Origin of the sequence: Oscillibacter sp. ER4 (assembly GCF_000765235.1) — a bacterium.
Taxonomy (GTDB): domain Bacteria; phylum Bacillota; class Clostridia; order Oscillospirales; family Oscillospiraceae; genus Hominicoprocola; species Hominicoprocola fusiformis.
In genome coordinates this window covers 1-17,068 of record NZ_JPJG01000085.1, presented here as the reverse complement: position 1 = coordinate 17,068, position 17,068 = coordinate 1, and the positions used below count along the sequence as shown (strand labels likewise).

Below are 17,068 nucleotides of genomic sequence, written 5' to 3'. Positions count from 1 at the left end.
GTCTCCGAAGTGAAAGTGCCTCGTGCGCGGCGTTGCCGCATTAGTGTTGCTATACGATTTGACCTACTCCTACTATCCGCTGCCGCTCTGCCAGTCTTGTGGCAGTGCGGCCTAATCACCGTCTACCGGTGCACCGATCAATGCGGCGAGCGCAGCAATGCCGCATTCGGCAGGCAGTCTGCCGCCGTGCTACCGTCACTCGCGCCTCACGGTAGTAAGGCGCGGTTGATAGTAGTAACAACTCGCAGGGATTCATGGCGAAGCCATGTACACCGCACTTACACTGCGCAGCGTGTGCAGTTATTCGAGCTACAAACTGCCAATGTCGGGGGGCGAGGGGCCCTCCCCTCGTCCTTTCTCTTGGGGGTGTAAGGGGGATATTCTCTTTCTGAGAAAGAGAATATCCCCCTTTGCCGCGTCCCCACATGGTGTGGGGCCAGAAGCAGCGCTGCCGCGCTGCACCCCCTGTGCCCTACGGGCGCAAAAAGAAACAGCCCTCGCGGGCTGCTTTCCTCCCGCGCCCGAGGCGCGAAAGTTGTCCAAATTGTCAATATGGGATACTTATCCCCATTTTCCCTCTTTTTTCTTTGGATAATATGCGGTATTGACTTCTGGCGTTTTAGAGGCTAAAATAAGCCCATCAAACATGAGAGATACATGAAAGGATCTAATGCTATGTTCCGTTTTGCTTATGCAAATCAGAATAATGCCGCCGCTTCTGCTATGTGCGCAGAGGCCGCTTCCTCCTGCACCTCTCAGTCCTCCCGCTTCAACTGCATCGCTCTGGGCGCCATTATTATGGCGTCCATTATTATTTCCCGCCTGATTAGCATTATCGGCATTTCCCTGCTGGTACTGGTACTTCTGGTCGTCCTGATGGGCGTTCCCGGGATGAAACGCGATTGCTGAGCGAGTAAAAAACGCGATACAGCAAAGCGGTTCCGCCGGGAATGGCGGACCCGCTTTTTTGTATGATAAATCTGTTCATTATTTAATCAAAGGAGATTTGAAACGATGAAAAAGAAGTTTATGTGCATGCTCATGGCTGCGGCCATGACGCTCTCGATGGCCGCCTGCGGCTCCAAGAGCGATGACACCAACACCGATGCCAACACCGACGGCACCGATAGCGCTGAGGTCCAGACCTTCAAGCTCGGTTCCTCCGGCCCTCTGACCGGTGACGCCGCGATCTACGGCATGGCCGTCGTTCAGGGTGCCGAGCTGGCCGTCAATGAAATCAACGCCAGCGACAGCAAGATCAAGTTCGAGTTCCAGAAGCAGGACGATGAGGCCGACGGCGAAAAGGCTGTCAACGCCTACAACACCATGATGGACTGGGGCATGCAGGTCCTCGTTGGCCCCACCACCACTGGCGCTTCCATCGCGGTTGCCGATGCCTGCTACAATGACCGCACCTTTATGCTGACCCCGTCCGCTTCCTCCACCGACGTCACCGCGGGCAAGGACAATGTCTTCCAGGTCTGCTTCACCGACCCCAACCAGGGCGTTGGCGCTGCCGACTACATGGCTGAAAACTACGCTGGTGCCAAAGTCGCCGTCATCTACCGTAACGACGACGCTTACTCCCAGGGCATCCGCGACACCTTCGTGAAGGAAGCCACTGATAAGGGCGCTTTCGAGGTCGTCTATGAGGGCACTTTCACCAACGATACCGCTTCCGACTTCTCCGTCCAGCTGGCCGGTGCGCAGAATGCCGGTGCTGACCTCGTCTTCCTCCCCATCTACTATCAGCCCGCTTCCATCATCTTCTCCCAGGCTAAGGCCATGGGCTATGCTCCCACTTTCTTCGGCGTGGACGGCATGGATGGCATCCTGACCATGCCCGGCTTCGACGCTTCCCTTGCTGAGGGTCTGATGCTCATGACCCCGTTCTCCGCCACCGATGAAGCCAACCAGGCGTTCGTTGACGCTTACACTGCCGCTTATGGCACCGAGCCCAACCAGTTCGCCGCTGACGCTTACGACGGCGTGTACATCGTGAAGGCCGCTCTCGAGGCCGCCGGCTGCACCGCCGATATGAGCAACGAAGAGATCTGCGACGCGCTCGTCAGCGCCATGACCTCCCTCAAGTTCACCGGTCTCACCGGTACTGACATGACCTGGAATGCCGAGGGTCAGGTCTCCAAGGCTCCGACCGCTTACGTCGTCAAGGACGGCCAGTACGTCAAGGGCTAAATTCCGAAAGCGCAAAAAGCTGCGACCTTTCTCAAAGGCGGGCTGCCGGGAGCGAAAGCTCCCGGCGGCCTATGCCCTGTTTCTATGGCGGAAACGAAGGCAGGTGTTTTCCCGCCTCTGCCCTTGTTTCTGCCACAGACGAACCATAATTCCGAAAGAGAAAAGAGAGGTGCCATCCTAATGGAATTTTTATCCTATCTCATCAGCGGCATCAGCCTCGGCAGTGTGTACGCCATCATCGCCCTCGGCTATACGATGGTTTACGGCATTGCCAAGATGCTGAACTTTGCCCACGGCGACATCATCATGATCGGCGGCTACGTATCGTTCTGCGCGATGTTCTATCTGGGACTGCCCAACATCGTGGCGGTGCTGCTGGCCGTCATCGTCTGCACGGTGCTTGGCGTCGTCATCGAGCGGCTTGCCTATAAGCCCCTGCGCTCGGCGCCCAGCCTCGCGGTCCTGATCACCGCCATCGGCGTGAGCTATTTCCTCCAGAACTCCGCGCTTCTCATCTGGAAGGCAGCCGCGCGTGTCTATCCTCCGGTGGTCGAGGGTTCGATGCAGCTGTTCGGCGGCAAGCTGACCGTCTCCTATGTGTCTCTTCTCACGATTGCGGCCTGTGTCGTCATCATGATTGGCCTCACCACGTTCGTCAACAAGAGCAAGATGGGCAAGGCCATGCGTGCCTGCTCGGAGGATAAGGCGGCGGCCCAGCTCATGGGCATCAACGTCAACGCCACCATTTCCGCAACGTTCGCCATCGGCTCGGCGCTCGCCGCCATCGCCGGCGTGCTGCTCTGCTCGTTCAATACGTCGCTCATGCCGACGACCGGCTCCATGCCCGGCATCAAGGCTTTCACCGCGGCGGTGTTCGGCGGCATCGGCTCCATCCCCGGCGCATTCCTCGGCGGCCTGCTCCTCGGCATCATCGAGGCCATGGCCAAGGCGTACATCTCGACGAACCTTGCCAACTCCATCGTGTTCGCCGTGCTGATCGTCGTGCTGCTCGTCAAGCCTGCCGGACTTCTCGGCAAGTCCGTGACGGAGAAAGTGTGAGGTGGCCGGAATGACACAGAAAATGAACAAATTCAACTCTCTCAAGAAGACCACAAAGGTCGACTTTGCGACCTATCTCGGCGTGATCGTCGTCTTTATCATCACGACGATCCTGCAGAACAACGGTTCGCTCAAGCGCTCCGCCATCGGTCTGCTCGTCCCCATCTGCTGCTACATGTCCATGGCCGTGTCGCTGAACCTGACGGTCGGTATCCTCGGTGAGCTGAGCCTCGGCCACGCGGGCTTTATGAGTGTCGGCGCATTTTCCGGCATCGTCGCCTCGCAGAGCCTGATGGGCGCGATCCCGAACGCTCCCGTGCGTCTCGCCATCTCGATGGTCGTCGGCGCGATCTTCGCCGCCATCGTTGGCCTTCTCATCGGCACGCCGGTGCTCCGCTTACAGGGCGACTACCTCGCCATCGTCACACTGGCCTTCGGCGAGATCATTAAAGAGCTCATCAACTGCCTCATCATCGGTTACGATGAAAACGGCCTGCACTTCATCTTCAACCCCGCCGGCAACAAGACGGTCGACGACCTCGGCCTGAGTGCCTCGGGCACCGCTATCATCAAGGGCGCGCAGGGTGCGACCGGCACTGCCACGATCGCAACGTTCACCGCGGGCTTCATCCTCGTGATGATCACGCTCATCGTCGTGCTGAACCTGACTCGTTCGCGTGCGGGCCGCGCGATTATGGCCATTCGTGATAACCGCATCGCCGCGCAGGCCATCGGTCTGAACCTGACGAAGTACAAGCTCATGGCATTCGTCACCTCCGCCGCCCTCGCGGGCGCGGCAGGCGCGCTCTACGGTTTGAACTATTCCTCCCTCCAGGCGACGAAGTTCAACTTCAACCTCTCGATCCTCATTCTCGTGTTCGTGGTGCTCGGCGGCCTCGGCAATATCTGGGGCTCGCTCATCGCCGCCGCGGCGCTGACGATCCTGCCCGAGGCGCTGCGTCAGTTTGCCGACTTCCGTATGCTCATCTACGCGATCGTGCTGATCTTCGTCATGCTCGCGACCAACAATCCGCAGGTCAAGGCGTTCTTCCAGAAACTTCTGCCCCATCACCGCGCCAGTGCTGAAAAGGAGGATTGACCATGACACAGAAAGAAAAAGCCAAGCTCGTTCCCGTCTCCCGTGAACCGGCGCTGCTCACCGAGCGCGACGCGGACAAGTCCCCTGTGCTCGAGTGCATCGACCTCGGCATCACGTTCGGCGGTCTGAAAGCGGTCGACAACTTCAATGTGACCATCGGTCGCACCGAGATCACCGGCCTCATCGGCCCGAACGGTGCCGGTAAGACGACGGTCTTCAACCTGCTCACCAAGGTCTATCAGCCCACCCACGGCACGATTCTCTTAAACGGCAAAGACATCCATGACCTCAACACCGCGCAGGTCAACCGCGCGGGCATCGCACGTACGTTCCAGAACATCCGCCTGTTCGGCGATATGACCGTCGAGCAGAACATCACCGTCGCGATGGACACGCAGATGCACTACACGATGCCCGAGGGCATCCTGCGTCTGCCCCGCTTCTGGAAGGAAGAGCACGTCATGCATGAGCGCGCGATGGAGCTTCTGTCCATCTTCCACATGGAAGACCTTGCAAACGCCAAGGCGAACTCCCTGCCTTACGGCGCGCAGCGCAGACTGGAAATTCTCCGTGCGCTGGCCACGAACCCGAGTCTGCTGCTTCTTGACGAGCCCGCCGCCGGCATGAACCCGAGCGAGACGGCTGAGCTGATGGAAAACATCCGCTCCATCCGCGATACGTTCAAGATCGCGGTGCTGCTCATCGAGCACGACATGAACCTCGTCATGAACATCTGCGAGGGCATTGCCGTTTTGAACTTCGGTCATGTCATCGCCAAGGGCACACCCGAAGACATTCAGAACAATCCCGAGGTCATTGAAGCCTACCTCGGCAAGCAGAAGGAGGCCTAACGATGGGACAGATCTTACAGGTGAACGATCTTCACGTTTACTACGGTAGCATCCACGCCGTCAAGGGCGTTTCCTTCGAGGTCAACGAGGGTGAGGTCGTCACGCTGATCGGTGCGAACGGCGCGGGTAAGTCGACCGTTCTGAACACGGTCTCCGGTCTTCTGCATCCCAAGCACGGCAGCGTTGTTTTTGAAGGCAAGGACTTAAAGGGCGTCCCCGCGCACAAGATCGTCGAGCACGGTCTTGCGCAGGTTCCGGAAGGCCGCCACGTCTTTTTGCAGATGACGGTCGAGGATAACCTCGAAATGGGCGCTTACACCCAGCCGAACTCCACCATTGAAGCGGGCATTGCGGACGTCTACGAGCGCTTCCCGCGCCTCAAAGAGCGCCGCAAGCAGATCGCCGGTACGCTCTCTGGCGGCGAGCAGCAGATGCTCGCCATGGGCAGAGCGCTCATGTCGAAGCCGAAGCTTCTGATGCTCGACGAGCCGTCTATGGGCCTCGCTCCGATCCTCGTTGAGCAGATCTTTGACATCATCCGCGAGCTGCACGCTGCGGGCACGACGATCCTGCTCGTCGAGCAGAACGCGCAGGCCGCGCTCTCCGTCGCCGACCGCGCGTACGTGCTTGAAACGGGCCGCATCACGCTCTCCGGCACCGGTAAGGAACTTATGGCGAGCGACGCCGTCCGCAAAGCCTACCTCGGCGGTTAAATTTTCTCCAAACAAAAAGAGTCGTCCGAAAGGGCGACTCTTTTTTTGTGCAGTTTTGCCGCCGTGCAAAATTTCCGCGCAACCTGCTGCACATTTGCCAAAGATATGGTATACTGACGGAACAAGCGCCGCGAAAACGCGGCGCGCCGACACAGGATCGGAGGGATCGGATTGTTCAAAATTCTCATTGCGGAGGACGACCGCGAGCTGCGCCAGCTCTTCGCCCACGTGCTCACCAAAAACGGTTACACTGTCCTCGGTGTCTCCAACGGCGAAGAGGCGCTTGCCGCACTCGAGCAGAGCTATTACGATCTCATCATCTCCGACATCATGATGCCGAAGATGGACGGCTATGAGCTCGTGCGCTCGATCCGCGAGAGCGGCTCGTCCATCCCCATTATGATGATCACCGCCAAGGACGCCTTTGACGACATGCGCCTCGGCTTCCTCTCCGGCAGCGACGACTATATGGTCAAGCCCATCAACATCGGGGAAATGGTACTGCGCGTGAGCGCGCTGCTGCGCCGCGCCCAGATGGCGAGCGAGCGCCGTCAGGTCATCGGCGGCACGGTGATGGAGTGCGACTCGCTCAGCGTCACCGTCGACGGCGAGAGCATGGTGCTGCCGCAGAAGGAATTCATGCTGCTCTACAAGATGGCGTCGTTTCCCGGCCGCATCTTCACGCGCCAGCAGCTCATGGACGACATCTGGGGCTATGATTCCAGCACCGACACCCACACCGTCGATGTCCACATCGCGCGCCTGCGCGAGCGCTTCCGCGACAATCCCGACTTCAAGATCGTCACGATGCGCGGCGTGGGGTACAAGGTGGTGCGCACATGAAAAAACGGCGCAATAAGTTTCTCGATATCCGCGTGCAGTTTTTCTTCATCTGCATGGCGGGCTTTATCGGCGTGGCGCTGCTCGCCGCGCTCGCGGCCTGGGGACTTGAGCATCTCGGCGTCAATGTGCCGATGTTCGTGTGGCTGCTCATCTTCACGCTGCTGCTCGGCAGCGCGACGGCAGCGGGCTTTTCCATCGCGTTCTTCGCGCCCATCTCGCGCCTGTCGCGCGCGATGAAGGAGGTCGCGGGCGGCAACTTCCGCGTACATGTGGAGACGAAGAGCGTTTTTCGCGATATCCGCGACAGCTTTGACAGCTTCAACCTTATGGTCAGCGAGCTGAACGCGACCGAGACCTTGCAGACCGACTTCATCTCGAACGTCTCGCACGAGTTCAAAACGCCCATCAGCGCGATCGAGGGCTACGCCTCACTTTTGCAGGAGCACCAGCAATCCCCCGAGGAGCAGGCGGAGTACATCGACAAGATTCTCTTCAATACGCGCAGGCTTTCCGCCCTCGCGGGCAACATTCTGCTGCTCTCTAAGCTCGACAGCCAGTCCATTCACCCCCAGCGCTCGCGCTTCCGCCTCGACGAGCAGGTGAGGCAGTGCATTCTGGCGCTTGAGCGCAAGTGGACGGAAAAGGACGTCGACTTCGACGTCGACCTCGACTCCGTCGACTTCACGGGCTATGAAGGACTACTCCAGCACGTGTGGACGAATCTCATCGACAACGCCGTCAAGTTCGGCCCGCGCGGCGGCCTGATCCGCATGCGACTCATCGAGGAAGACGGCAGTATGCTCTTCACCATCGACAACGAGGGCAAAAGCATTCCCGATGAGGATAAGTCCCGCATTTTTAACAAATTCTATCAGGGGGACAGCTCGCACGAATCCGAGGGCAACGGCCTCGGCCTTGCGCTTGTGCGCAAGATCGTCGCCATCCACGGCGGCGAGGTCTGGGTCGAAGACCCGGTGAACGGCAGCTGCCGCTTCGCCGTGCGCCTGCCGGTAGAGAAGTGACCACCATTTTTCAACAAAAATTGAGATTCTCTTCATCATTTGTTCGAAACTCTATGCTATATTAAATCTTAACGGCCGCAGAGGCGGCTTTTCCCCGGCGCAGTGTCCCTGCGTCGGGCTTTTATCACGGGATAAGGAGAGGTGACGATGGGCTTTCTGCGCTGCTGCGTTTATTACGGAATTTTAGCCGTCGTGTCGTTTTTCATCGGGCGGCTACTGCCAAAATCCTGGTTCCACGGCGACAAATTCCCCTACCGCTGCGCGAGCTGGGAAGCAAAGCTCTTCCGCTTTCTGCGCGTGCACGAGTGGCAGGACAAGGTGCCCGACATGAGCAAGATCGTCCCCAAGCTCATCCCCGCCAAAAAGCTGGACACGGACTTTCGCGCGCAGCTTCCGCGCATGATCGAAGAGACCTGCGTCGCCGAGTTCACGCACTTTGTGCTCATCCTGCTCGGCTTTTACGCACTGCGCCTCTGGCCCGGAACGGGCGGCGCGGTCGTCACCGCCATCTATATTCTATTCGGCAACCTGCCGTTTCTCATCATTCAGCGCTACAACCGGCCGCGGCTGCAAAAGCTTCTCGCCGCGCAGCAGCGCCGGAGCAGACGCAACCAAGAAGAACAACAGTAAAGGATCGGATCTTTTCATGAAAGTTTTGATTTTAAGCTGCAACACCGGCGAGGGGCACAACTCCTGCGCCGCGGCGCTCGAGGAGGAGTGCCGCAACCAGAACATCCCCTGCGACACCGAGGACGCGCTGCGCTTCATCTCACCCGAGGTCTCGCGCTTTATCTCCAACTGGCACGTGCGCATCTACCGCCACGCGCCGGGTCTTTTCCGCGTGGGCTACCGCGCGGCGGAGGATCATCCCGCGCAGTTTCACGAGGGCTCTGCGCTCTACCGCTACCTGACGCAGGGTGCGGAAAAGCTCTGCGGCTTCATTGCCGGCGGCGGGTACGACACGGTCATCTGCACCCACACGTTCGCGGCGCTGATGGTCAGCGAGGTCGTGAAGACGCACCTGCCGAACCTCAAGACCTGCTTCATCGCCACGGACTACACCTGCTCGCCCAGCGTGAAGGACAGCTCGCTCGACCGCTATTTTATCCCTGCCTCATCGCTCTCGGGCGATTTTCTCGGCGGCGGCGTGACGAGCGAGCGCCTGCGTGCCTGCGGCATCCCCGTGCGCCAGATGTTCCGCTCCAGCGTACGCAAAGAGGACGCCAAGCGCGCCTTCGGCATCCCCGAGGGTCACAAGCACCTTGTGATGATGTGCGGCAGCATGGGCTGCGGCCCCATCATGAGCATTGCTCGCCGCATCGGGCGCGACCTGCCGGACGATCAGGACTTAACGATCGTCTGCGGCACGAACAAGCAGCTCTACCGCCGGCTCCAGCGCCGCTTCTATGATGCGAAAAACGTCCACGTCCGTTCGTATGTGAAGGACATGGCGCTTTTGATGGACTCCGCCGACCTCTACCTCACAAAGCCCGGCGGCATCAGCGTGACCGAGGCGGCCTCGATGCGCCTGCCGATGGTGTTCATCGACGCGGTCGCGGGCTGCGAGGAGTACAACAAGGATTTCTTCCTGCGCACGGGCGGCGCGGTCACAGGGCAGACGCCCAAGGAGATCGCGCGCACGAGCCTTCGCCTTCTCAGCGACAAGGACGCGCTTGAAAAGATGGGCGACGCGCTCGACGCCGCCGTGCCGCACAACGCCGCGGCCAACATCCTCTCCGAGATGAGTGAAGCCGAGGAGGAGAAGGAGGAAGACCTCGCATGATCAAGCCCAGCGTTGACTACCGCCAGTTCCGCTTCAGCAGACTGAACACGCCGGAGTTCTCCCACGTGTGGCTGCTGCTCTACTGGCCGCTTTTTGGCCTCGGCTTTTCGTATGTCGAGCGCTTCTACCCCGTGGCGCACTACATCAACATGCACTGCGCGCTCGACGATCTGATTCCTTTTAATGAATGGTTTCTGATCCCCTACCTGTTCTGGTTTGTGTACCTCATCGGCGCGGTGGCCTACACGTTCTTTTTCGACGTGGCGGGCTTTCGCCGCATGATGCGCTTCGTGATGATCACCTACTCGGTGACGCTCATCATCTATTTCCTCTTTCCCACCTGTCAGATGCTCCGGCCTGAGGTCTTCCCGCGCGACAACGTCTTCACACGCTTTATCGCGGGGTTCTACGTGTTTGACACGAACACGAACGTCTGCCCGTCGCTGCATGTCATCGGCTCGATGGCGGCATTTTTCGCTTTCTGGTATGCGCCCATCTTCTCCAAGCGCGGCTGGCGCATTGCATCGACCGTTGCAGCATTTTTTATCAGCATTTCCACCGTCTTTATGAAGCAGCACTCCATTCTGGATGTCGCCGCAGCCATCCCGCTGTGCGCGATCGGCTATTATTTTGCCTACGTCAGAACGCCGAAAAAATCCCGCAGCGCCGTGCCGGATGTCACCCGATAAGAAACTTCATCCGCAGAAGCTCCGATCGCTTCTGCGGATGCTTCTTTTATACGGCTCTTTCCCCCTTTTCTTTTGCATATATTCGCGCATAATTGCATACTTTTGTGAATTTTCGGCTTTTCGCATGCATATTTGTGCATCTTACATAGAAATGCGTCGAAAGTTCTGGCATTTTTTGAGTTTTTAATCGTTGACAATGAATAAGTAAACATTTATACTAACGCTATCGTTTCTGAAGCGTATGAAAATTCGTTCAACGATCAAACATTATACAAGATGGAAAGAAATTGAAAAAGGAGCTATCAACCATGAAAAAGTTTACTGCACTGATGCTGGCTCTGATGATGAGCCTTTCGCTGGTCGCCTGCGGCAATAAGGCCGACGACAGCAACAACGCCGATGATGCCAACACCGACAACAACACCGAGCAGACCGGCGGCACGCTGGTACTCGGCACCTCCGCTGACTACGCCCCGTACGAATTCATGTATGCCGATGACAGCGGCACGATGCAGTACGCCGGTATCGACATTTCCGCCGGCCAGTACATCGCCGATGAGCTTGGCATGGAGCTTCAGGTCGAAAACATGAGCTTCGACTACCTGCTCACCTCCCTTGCCAAGGGCGATTTTGATATCGTCATGGCAGCCATCGAGGTCACGCCCGAGCGTCTCCAGTCCGCTGACTTCTCCGATCCCTACTACACCGACCTGCCGGCCATGATCCTTGTCAAGGCTGACGCCGCCGATCAGTACAACACCCTCGCAGACTTCGCCGGCAAGAGCGTCGGCGCACAGACCGCCACCACCAAGGAGGCCGTCGTCACCGATCAGATGGAAGGTGCGAATCTCGTCTCTCTGTCCCTCGTGACTGACCTTGTCAACGAGCTTGTCTACGGCAAGGTCGACGCGATCGTCGTCGACGGCGCTGTCGCCGAGCAGTACGCCGAAGCCAACCCCGATTTGGCCATTGCTCCCGCCTCTTCCGAGCTCGGTGAAGCGATGCCCTACTGCATCGCTGTTGCCAAGGGCGACCCCAAGGGCCTGCTGCCCGGCATCAACGAGGCCATCGCCAAGATGACTTCCGAGAACAAGATGGAAGAGTTCATCGCCGCTGCCGATGAGCTGAGCGGCAAGGCCGTCGAGGTCACCGCGGATGCTCCTGCGGCCTAAGTTCTCCCCTTTAACTACGCTCTCTTCTCACTATCTCTCATAGCCAATGAGCAAAGCCCCAAATGGCTTTGCTCATTGGCGTCTCTTAATGAAAAGAGGCGAGCCTCTTTTCATTAAATTCTCACTCCACTCTGTGCCTCGCCCCCGCAAGCGGGTGCTTCGACACTCGCTCCGCGCAAAGTGTTTTTTGCCACGCACATGTCGTGGCAAAAAACGAGCAAGATTTTTTCGCGCTGGCAGCGCGAAACTCTGCGAGGCTTATCCCAACTAAATCACACATCTGAAAGGAGATCTCTCCCATGGATCTTGCCACGCGGTGGAGCAACCTCTTTGTCGGCATGTCGCCGGCGTCGTTCTTTAACTTTTCCTTTTTGCCGAAATACGGCGTCTACTTTTTGCAGGCGCTCGGCTACACGCTGCTGCTGGCCGTCATCTCAGTCCTGCTGGCGGTCATTCCGGCGTTGCTGCTCGCGTTCATGCGCCTGAGCAAGAATAAGTTTGTGCGCGGCATTTCCGGCGCGTACATCGCGATCTTCCGCTCTACGCCGCTGCTCGTGCAGCTCTCGATCATTTACTTCGGCTTTTTTGGCGCGATCTCCATCCCGCGCCTGTACATCTTCGGCTTTATCGACATTTCCCGCTTCATCCCCGGCGTTGTGGCCCTCGCGCTCAACAGCTCGGCCTACGTTGCCGAGATCTTCCGTGCGGGCATCCTTGCCGTCGACGCGGGCCAGACTGAGGCCGCGCGCTCGCTGGGTCTTTCCGCCACGCAGGCGATGAAGCTCGTCGTGCTGCCGCAGGCCATCAAGAATGTCCTGCCCGCGCTCGGCAACGAGGTCGTCACCATGGTCAAGGAATCGTCCATCTGCTCCACGCTCGGCATGGTCGAGCTGATGTTCGCCGCGAAGACCGTGGCGACCTCTACCTACATTTCCCTCGCGCCTTACGTGCTGGCGGCGTTGATGTATTTCTGCATCACCTACCCCGCCGGCAAGGCGATCGAAGCGCTCGAAAGGAGGATGCGTCGTGGCGACAAGCACTAATTCTCTCATTCGCGTGACGGACGTCTGCAAGGAGTACAACGGCGGCAGCGTCCACGCGCTCTCCCACTGCAATTTAAGTGTGAAAAAGGGCGAGGTCGTGGCCATCATCGGCCCCTCCGGCAGCGGCAAATCGACACTGCTGCGCTGCCTGAACCTCCTCGAGCAGCCGACCTCCGGCACCATTTACTTCAAGGACGTCGCCCTCAACGGCAAGAAGGTCAACTTGGACCTCCACCGCCGCGAGATGGGCATGGTGTTCCAGCACTTCAACCTCTTCCCGCATATGACGGTCAAGAAGAACATCACCCTCGCGCCCGTCAAACTGGGCCTCAAGTCCCAGGCGGAGGCCGACGCACAGGCCATGGCGCTGCTTGAGCGCATCGGCCTTGCCGACAAAGCGAATGAGTATCCCGCGATGCTCTCCGGCGGCCAGAAGCAGCGTATCGCCATCGTGCGCGCGCTCGCCATGGCGCCCGAGGTCATGCTCTTCGACGAGCCGACCTCCGCGCTCGACCCCGAGATGGTCGGCGAGGTGCTCGATTTGATGCGCGACCTTGCGAAAGACGGCATGACGATGGTCGTCGTCACGCATGAGATGGGCTTCGCCCGCGAGGTCGCCGACCGCGTCGTCTTCATGTCCGAAGGCGCGATCATCGAAGAGGGCCCCCCCGCCGATCTCTTCGACCACCCGCAGAGCGAAAGACTGCAATCGTTCCTCGCAAAGGTCCTGTAAACCGCATAGCAAAACAGGCGTCCGGCCATTGGCCGGACGCCTGTTTGTTGTCGGTATACTGTTTTACATCTTCTCCGGTGCGGAGCAGCCGATGACCTTGAGGCCGTTGGCGAGCACCTGACGGGTCGCGCTCGCGAGCTTGAGGCGCGCGTCGATGACGGCCTCGTCCTCGCCCTTGATGCGGCAGGCATTGTAGAACTTGTGGAACGCCGCGGCAAGACGCATGAGGTAGCGGTTGATGTAGCTTGGGTCGTAGTCGCGCGCTGCCATGCGAATCTCCTCGGCAAAGGAGGAGAGTTCCTTGATGAGCGCGTGCTCAGCATCGCTCGAAAGGATGGACAGGTCGACCGCGCCGGGCTTGACGCTGTGGCCCTCCTCTTCCAGCGCCTTTAAGAGGCTGCAAATGCGCGCGTGTGCGTACTGGATGTAGTAGATGGGGTTCTCGCTGTCCTCGCGCACGGCGAGGCCTAGGTCGAATTCCATCTGCGTGTCGGGCTTGGCGTTGAAGAAGTAACGGCAGGCGTCGACGGGAATTTCGTCGAGCAGGTCAGAGAGTGAAATGGTCTTACCCGTGCGCTTGGACATACGCACGACCTCGCCATCGCGCACAAGCTTAACGAGCTGCATCAGCACGATATCGAGACGGTTGGTCCCGTCGAGGCCCAGTGCGTCCATCGCGCCCTTCATACGGGCCACGTGGCCGTGGTGGTCAGCGCCCCAGATGTTAATGACCTTGTCGAAATGACGCACGGCGAACTTGTTGCGGTGATAGGCAATGTCGCCGGCAAAGTAGGTGTAGAAGCCGTTGGCGCGGCGCAGAACGTCATCCTTTAAGTCGAGCTTGTCGATGTCCTCGTCCTTCTTGCCCTGCTTGCGGTACTGCTCGCGCATGATGTCGGCGGTCTTGAGCCAGAGCGCGCCTTCCTTTTCATACGTCCAGCCGAGCTTATGAAGCTCCTCGACGGTGTCTTTGACATAGCCGCTGTTGTGCAGCGAGGACTCGAAGAACCATTCGTCGAACTTGATGCCGTAGCGCTCGAGGTCGCTCTTCATTTTCGGAATGTTGCGCTCCAGGCCAAAGCGCGCCATATCGGCGTGGCGCTCCTCGACGGACTTTTCCAGATAGCTGTCGCCGTGGACATCGTAGAATGCCTTGGCGAGCTCGCGGATGTCGTCGCCGTGGTAGCCGTCCTCGGGGAACTCAACGGCGTCCTCGCCCTTGATGAGCTGGATGTAGCGTGCTTCGATGCTCTTGGCGAACTTTTCGATCTGGTTGCCAAAGTCGTTGACGTAGAACTCGCGCCACACGTCCGCGCCCGACCAGTCGAGCACCTCGGCGAGCGTATCGCCCAGCACGCCGCCGCGGGCGTTGCCCATGTGCATGGGGCCCGTGGGGTTCGCGGAGACGAACTCGACCATGTACTTCTTGCCGCCCAGCCAGTTGTCGCGGCCGTAGTCGCCCTTCTCCTCCTCAACGGCGGTTAGGACGTCGGCATACCACTTGTCGCCGAGGCGGAAGTTCAGAAAGCCGGGGCCCGCGATCTCGACGCTCGTAAAGTACGTGTCGCTCAGGTCCATGTGCTCGGTCAGAATTTTCGCGACCTCGCGGGGATTCTTGCGCATGGCCTTGGATGCGGCCAGGCAGAACGTCGTCGTATAGTCGCCGTTGGCGGTATCCTTGGGGATCTCCACGGCGGGGACGGTCTGCACGCCCTCGGGCAGCAACCCCTCCTGCACAGCCGCGCGATAAGCCGCCGCCGTCAGCTCGGCGATCTGGTTCTTTGCGCTGCGGATCATATTCATAGCAATTTCTCCTCTATCCTTTGCGGTTTTACCCAAACGGCGCGGCACATTCGCCCGAAATCGCCCCATGGGGATACTTTTTTGCAATTATACTATATTTAATGGCAGAAAACAAGGGAATCCGGTAAGAAATCTGCCGCGCCTCCATCACGGGCAAACGCAGGCGCGGCAAGGCCTTTTCCGCGATAAAAATCGCTGGTCCAGAAAGAGAATATTTTCGTGTCCAGTTGGGCGCGGCAGAGGCGTTTTGACGGCGCGGTGCGCCCGTCTTGCACGGCCACTGTGCCGCCTGTCAGCGTTTTATCGCAGACCAGTATGCATTTCTCTCCGTGTGCCAGTGTGCGCCGCAAAATCGCGCCTCTCTTGCTTTTTTAACCAAAAATAATATAATGGCGATAGCATTATTTAGATGCTTTTGAGAGATTTTGAGAGTAAAACGATAAAAGGAGGACTATCCCATGCCCGTTAATCTGAAAGGCCGTTCGTTCCTGACGCTGAAGGACTTCACCCCCGACGAGATCCGCTATATGCTCAACCTCGCCGCTGACCTGAAGGCGAAGAAGCGCGCCGGCATCCGCGGCAACCTGCTCGCCGGCAAGAACATTGTGCTGCTGTTCGAAAAGACCTCTACCCGCACCCGCTGCGCGTTCGAAGTCGCCGCTTACGACGAGGGCGCGAACGTCACCTTCCTCGATTCCAAGTCCTCCCAGATGGGCAAGAAGGAAACGATGGTCGACACCGCCAAGGTCCTGGGCCGTTTCTACGACGGCATCGAGTACCGCGGCTACGACCAGAAGGTCGTCGAGGGTCTCGCCGCCAACGCGGGCGTGCCCGTGTGGAACGGCCTGACCGACGTCGACCACCCGACGCAGGCGCTTGCCGATATCCTGACGCTGATGGAGAACACCAAAAAGCCTCTGAGCAAGTGCAAGCTCGTCTTCTGCGGCGACACGCGCAACAATGTCGCCTACTGCCTGATGTACATCTGCGCCAAGCTCGGCATCCACTATGTCGGCTGGGGTCCGAAGGAGCTCGCGCCCGCCGCTGACGTCGTCGAATACTGCCGCGAGGTCGGCAAGGAGACCGGCGCCGTCGTGCAGTACGGCGAGGACAAGGAACTGCTCAAGGGCGCCGACGCGCTCTACACCGACATCTGGGCCTCCATGGGTGAAAAGGACAAAATTCCCGAGCGCGTCAAGCTGCTCACGCCTTACAGGGTCACGGGCGAGGTGCTCAAGGCCACGGAGAATCCCGACTGCATCTTCCTGCACTGCCTGCCCTCCTTCCACGACTTCGACACCACCATGGCCGCTTCGCAGAAGGAGCTCGGCTACGATATCCGCGAGGTCACGGACGAGGTCTTCCTCTCCCCGAACTCCAAGGTCTTCGATGAGGCGGAGAACCGCATGCACACGATCAAGGCCGTCATGGTCGCGACGATCGGCAACGTGTAATTGCTGCAAAAACAATAAAAAGAATGGGAACGCTCGGCGTTCCCATTCTTTTTCATTTTTTACTTTTCAAGCTGCGTCCAGTCGCGGGTCTCGCGCAGCTCGGTCCACTTTTCATACTGGGAGTTCGTCTTGAACTCGTAGTAGTGGCTGTTCGTCGCTTCCTGAACGGCGAGGTAGTACCAGGCCTTCGGGTTTGCGTTGTCCGTCCAGACCGTCATGTTCGGGAGAAGATCGTCCTCGGTCTCGGGCTGGCGGTTGAGGACGCGGTTGACGAGCGTCATGGTCTCGGCACGGGTGATGTCGCGCTGGGGACCAAACGTGCCGTCGGGATAGCCCGTGATCCAGCCGTTGTTGTAGGCGATGCTGATCTCGTCCTTGGCCCAGTGGTTCGCGATGTCGCTGAACTTCGCAGTCGTTTTGTCGCCGTTCGAGTCAAAGCGGGCGGCGATGGCGGCGAACTCAGCGCGGGTGATGGCGGCGTTCGGGCGGAACGTGCCGTCGGGATAACCCGTGATAATGCCCATGGAGCTGAGGGTCGAGACCGCGGTGTTGTACCAGGAGGTGGCGGCCACGTCGGAGTAGCGGTTGGTCTTGGTCAGGTTCTCGTC

18 protein-coding genes are annotated in these 17,068 nt (G+C 59.0%); 15 read left to right on the top strand and 3 right to left on the bottom strand.

Features of this window, described 5'->3' with window-relative positions; all coding sequences use genetic code 11:
- The first annotated feature begins 657 nt into the window (after positions 1 to 657).
- The 14 genes from NI20_RS0112110 to NI20_RS0112045 all read left to right on the top strand — a co-directional run bounded on the left by NI20_RS0112110 (position 658) and on the right by NI20_RS0112045 (position 13,203).
- Positions 658 to 909, top strand: coding sequence for a hypothetical protein (locus NI20_RS0112110; protein ID WP_033121647.1), 252 nt, complete (start codon positions 658 to 660; stop codon positions 907 to 909).
- 105 nt (positions 910 to 1,014) lie between these two features.
- The gene (locus NI20_RS0112105) at positions 1,015 to 2,196 is read left to right on the top strand and encodes an ABC transporter substrate-binding protein (RefSeq protein WP_033121646.1); all 1,182 of its coding nucleotides are present in this window, start codon (positions 1,015 to 1,017) and stop codon (positions 2,194 to 2,196) included.
- Positions 2,197 to 2,376: 180 nt separating this feature from the next.
- A complete protein-coding gene (locus NI20_RS0112100; protein ID WP_033121645.1) occupies positions 2,377 to 3,255 on the top strand; it encodes a branched-chain amino acid ABC transporter permease in 879 nt (292 codons plus the stop codon).
- Positions 3,256 to 3,277: 22 nt separating this feature from the next.
- Positions 3,278 to 4,354: a branched-chain amino acid ABC transporter permease gene (locus tag NI20_RS0112095; RefSeq protein WP_033121653.1), complete on the top strand. Its 1,077-nt coding sequence runs from the start codon at positions 3,278 to 3,280 to the stop codon at positions 4,352 to 4,354.
- A gap of 2 nt (positions 4,355 to 4,356) precedes the next feature.
- Positions 4,357 to 5,205 carry an ABC transporter ATP-binding protein gene (locus NI20_RS0112090; protein ID WP_033121644.1) on the top strand — a complete coding sequence of 283 codons (849 nt, stop codon included), beginning with the start codon at positions 4,357 to 4,359 and terminating at the stop codon, positions 5,203 to 5,205.
- Between the two features lie 2 nt (positions 5,206 to 5,207).
- Positions 5,208 to 5,918, top strand: a complete 711-nt coding sequence (locus tag NI20_RS0112085; RefSeq protein WP_197055394.1) for an ABC transporter ATP-binding protein — start codon at positions 5,208 to 5,210, stop codon at positions 5,916 to 5,918.
- Positions 5,919 to 6,089: 171 nt separating this feature from the next.
- Positions 6,090 to 6,761, top strand: coding sequence for a response regulator transcription factor (locus NI20_RS0112080; protein ID WP_052084675.1), 672 nt, complete (start codon positions 6,090 to 6,092; stop codon positions 6,759 to 6,761).
- Positions 6,758 to 7,783 carry a HAMP domain-containing sensor histidine kinase gene (locus NI20_RS0112075; protein WP_033121642.1) on the top strand — a complete coding sequence of 342 codons (1,026 nt, stop codon included), beginning with the start codon at positions 6,758 to 6,760 and terminating at the stop codon, positions 7,781 to 7,783. Before NI20_RS0112080 ends, NI20_RS0112075 begins: the two co-directional genes overlap by 4 nt.
- A gap of 147 nt (positions 7,784 to 7,930) precedes the next feature.
- On the top strand, positions 7,931 to 8,413 hold the full coding sequence (locus NI20_RS0112070; protein WP_033121641.1) for a hypothetical protein: 483 nt from the start codon (positions 7,931 to 7,933) through the stop codon (positions 8,411 to 8,413).
- 16 nt (positions 8,414 to 8,429) lie between these two features.
- A complete protein-coding gene (locus NI20_RS0112065; RefSeq protein WP_052084673.1) occupies positions 8,430 to 9,566 on the top strand; it encodes a glycosyltransferase in 1,137 nt (378 codons plus the stop codon).
- Positions 9,563 to 10,255 (top strand): phosphatase PAP2 family protein, encoded by a 693-nt coding sequence (locus NI20_RS0112060; protein WP_052084671.1) that lies wholly within the window; start codon positions 9,563 to 9,565, stop codon positions 10,253 to 10,255. The genes NI20_RS0112065 and NI20_RS0112060 overlap by 4 nt, the downstream gene beginning before the upstream one ends.
- Before the next feature lie 308 nt (positions 10,256 to 10,563).
- Positions 10,564 to 11,427: a transporter substrate-binding domain-containing protein gene (locus NI20_RS0112055; RefSeq protein WP_052084669.1), complete on the top strand. Its 864-nt coding sequence runs from the start codon at positions 10,564 to 10,566 to the stop codon at positions 11,425 to 11,427.
- Between the two features lie 299 nt (positions 11,428 to 11,726).
- Positions 11,727 to 12,470: an amino acid ABC transporter permease gene (locus NI20_RS0112050; protein ID WP_052084667.1), complete on the top strand. Its 744-nt coding sequence runs from the start codon at positions 11,727 to 11,729 to the stop codon at positions 12,468 to 12,470.
- The gene (locus NI20_RS0112045; RefSeq protein WP_033121640.1) at positions 12,454 to 13,203 is read left to right on the top strand and encodes an amino acid ABC transporter ATP-binding protein; all 750 of its coding nucleotides are present in this window, start codon (positions 12,454 to 12,456) and stop codon (positions 13,201 to 13,203) included. Before NI20_RS0112050 ends, NI20_RS0112045 begins: the two co-directional genes overlap by 17 nt.
- 63 nt (positions 13,204 to 13,266) lie before the next feature.
- Here NI20_RS0112045 and argS read toward each other — a convergent pair whose 3' ends face one another.
- Positions 13,267 to 15,006 (bottom strand): arginine--tRNA ligase, encoded by a 1,740-nt coding sequence (argS, locus tag NI20_RS0112040; RefSeq protein ID WP_033121639.1) that lies wholly within the window; start codon positions 15,004 to 15,006, stop codon positions 13,267 to 13,269.
- 98 nt (positions 15,007 to 15,104) lie between these two features.
- Entirely contained in the window at positions 15,105 to 15,356 is a 252-nt protein-coding gene (locus tag NI20_RS15230) for a hypothetical protein (protein ID WP_156108647.1), read from the bottom strand.
- Between the two features lie 108 nt (positions 15,357 to 15,464).
- Here NI20_RS15230 and argF point away from each other — a divergent pair, with 108 nt between their 5' ends.
- Positions 15,465 to 16,460 (top strand): ornithine carbamoyltransferase, encoded by a 996-nt coding sequence (gene argF, locus NI20_RS0112035; RefSeq protein WP_033121638.1) that lies wholly within the window; start codon positions 15,465 to 15,467, stop codon positions 16,458 to 16,460.
- A 59-nt stretch (positions 16,461 to 16,519) separates the two neighbouring features.
- On the opposite strand, the gene NI20_RS0112030 is transcribed toward argF, so the two are convergent.
- On the bottom strand, positions 16,520 to 17,068 hold a 549-nt coding region (locus NI20_RS0112030), incomplete at its 5' end, for an S-layer homology domain-containing protein (RefSeq protein WP_033121637.1).

Coding starts and splice junctions, on each gene's coding strand:
- NI20_RS0112110 (WP_033121647.1), top strand. CDS start 658: ATGAAAGGATCTAATGCTATGTTCCGTTTTGCTTATGCAAATCAGAAT.
- NI20_RS0112105 (WP_033121646.1), top strand. CDS start 1,015: ATGAAAAAGAAGTTTATGTGCATGCTCATGGCTGCGGCCATGACGCTC.
- NI20_RS0112100 (WP_033121645.1), top strand. CDS start 2,377: ATGGAATTTTTATCCTATCTCATCAGCGGCATCAGCCTCGGCAGTGTG.
- NI20_RS0112095 (WP_033121653.1), top strand. CDS start 3,278: ATGAACAAATTCAACTCTCTCAAGAAGACCACAAAGGTCGACTTTGCG.
- NI20_RS0112090 (WP_033121644.1), top strand. CDS start 4,357: ATGACACAGAAAGAAAAAGCCAAGCTCGTTCCCGTCTCCCGTGAACCG.
- NI20_RS0112085 (WP_197055394.1), top strand. CDS start 5,208: ATGGGACAGATCTTACAGGTGAACGATCTTCACGTTTACTACGGTAGC.
- NI20_RS0112075 (WP_033121642.1), top strand. CDS start 6,758: ATGAAAAAACGGCGCAATAAGTTTCTCGATATCCGCGTGCAGTTTTTC.
- NI20_RS0112070 (WP_033121641.1), top strand. CDS start 7,931: ATGGGCTTTCTGCGCTGCTGCGTTTATTACGGAATTTTAGCCGTCGTG.
- NI20_RS0112065 (WP_052084673.1), top strand. CDS start 8,430: ATGAAAGTTTTGATTTTAAGCTGCAACACCGGCGAGGGGCACAACTCC.
- NI20_RS0112060 (WP_052084671.1), top strand. CDS start 9,563: ATGATCAAGCCCAGCGTTGACTACCGCCAGTTCCGCTTCAGCAGACTG.
- NI20_RS0112055 (WP_052084669.1), top strand. CDS start 10,564: ATGAAAAAGTTTACTGCACTGATGCTGGCTCTGATGATGAGCCTTTCG.
- NI20_RS0112050 (WP_052084667.1), top strand. CDS start 11,727: ATGGATCTTGCCACGCGGTGGAGCAACCTCTTTGTCGGCATGTCGCCG.
- argS (WP_033121639.1), bottom strand. CDS start 15,006: ATGAATATGATCCGCAGCGCAAAGAACCAGATCGCCGAGCTGACGGCG.
- argF (WP_033121638.1), top strand. CDS start 15,465: ATGCCCGTTAATCTGAAAGGCCGTTCGTTCCTGACGCTGAAGGACTTC.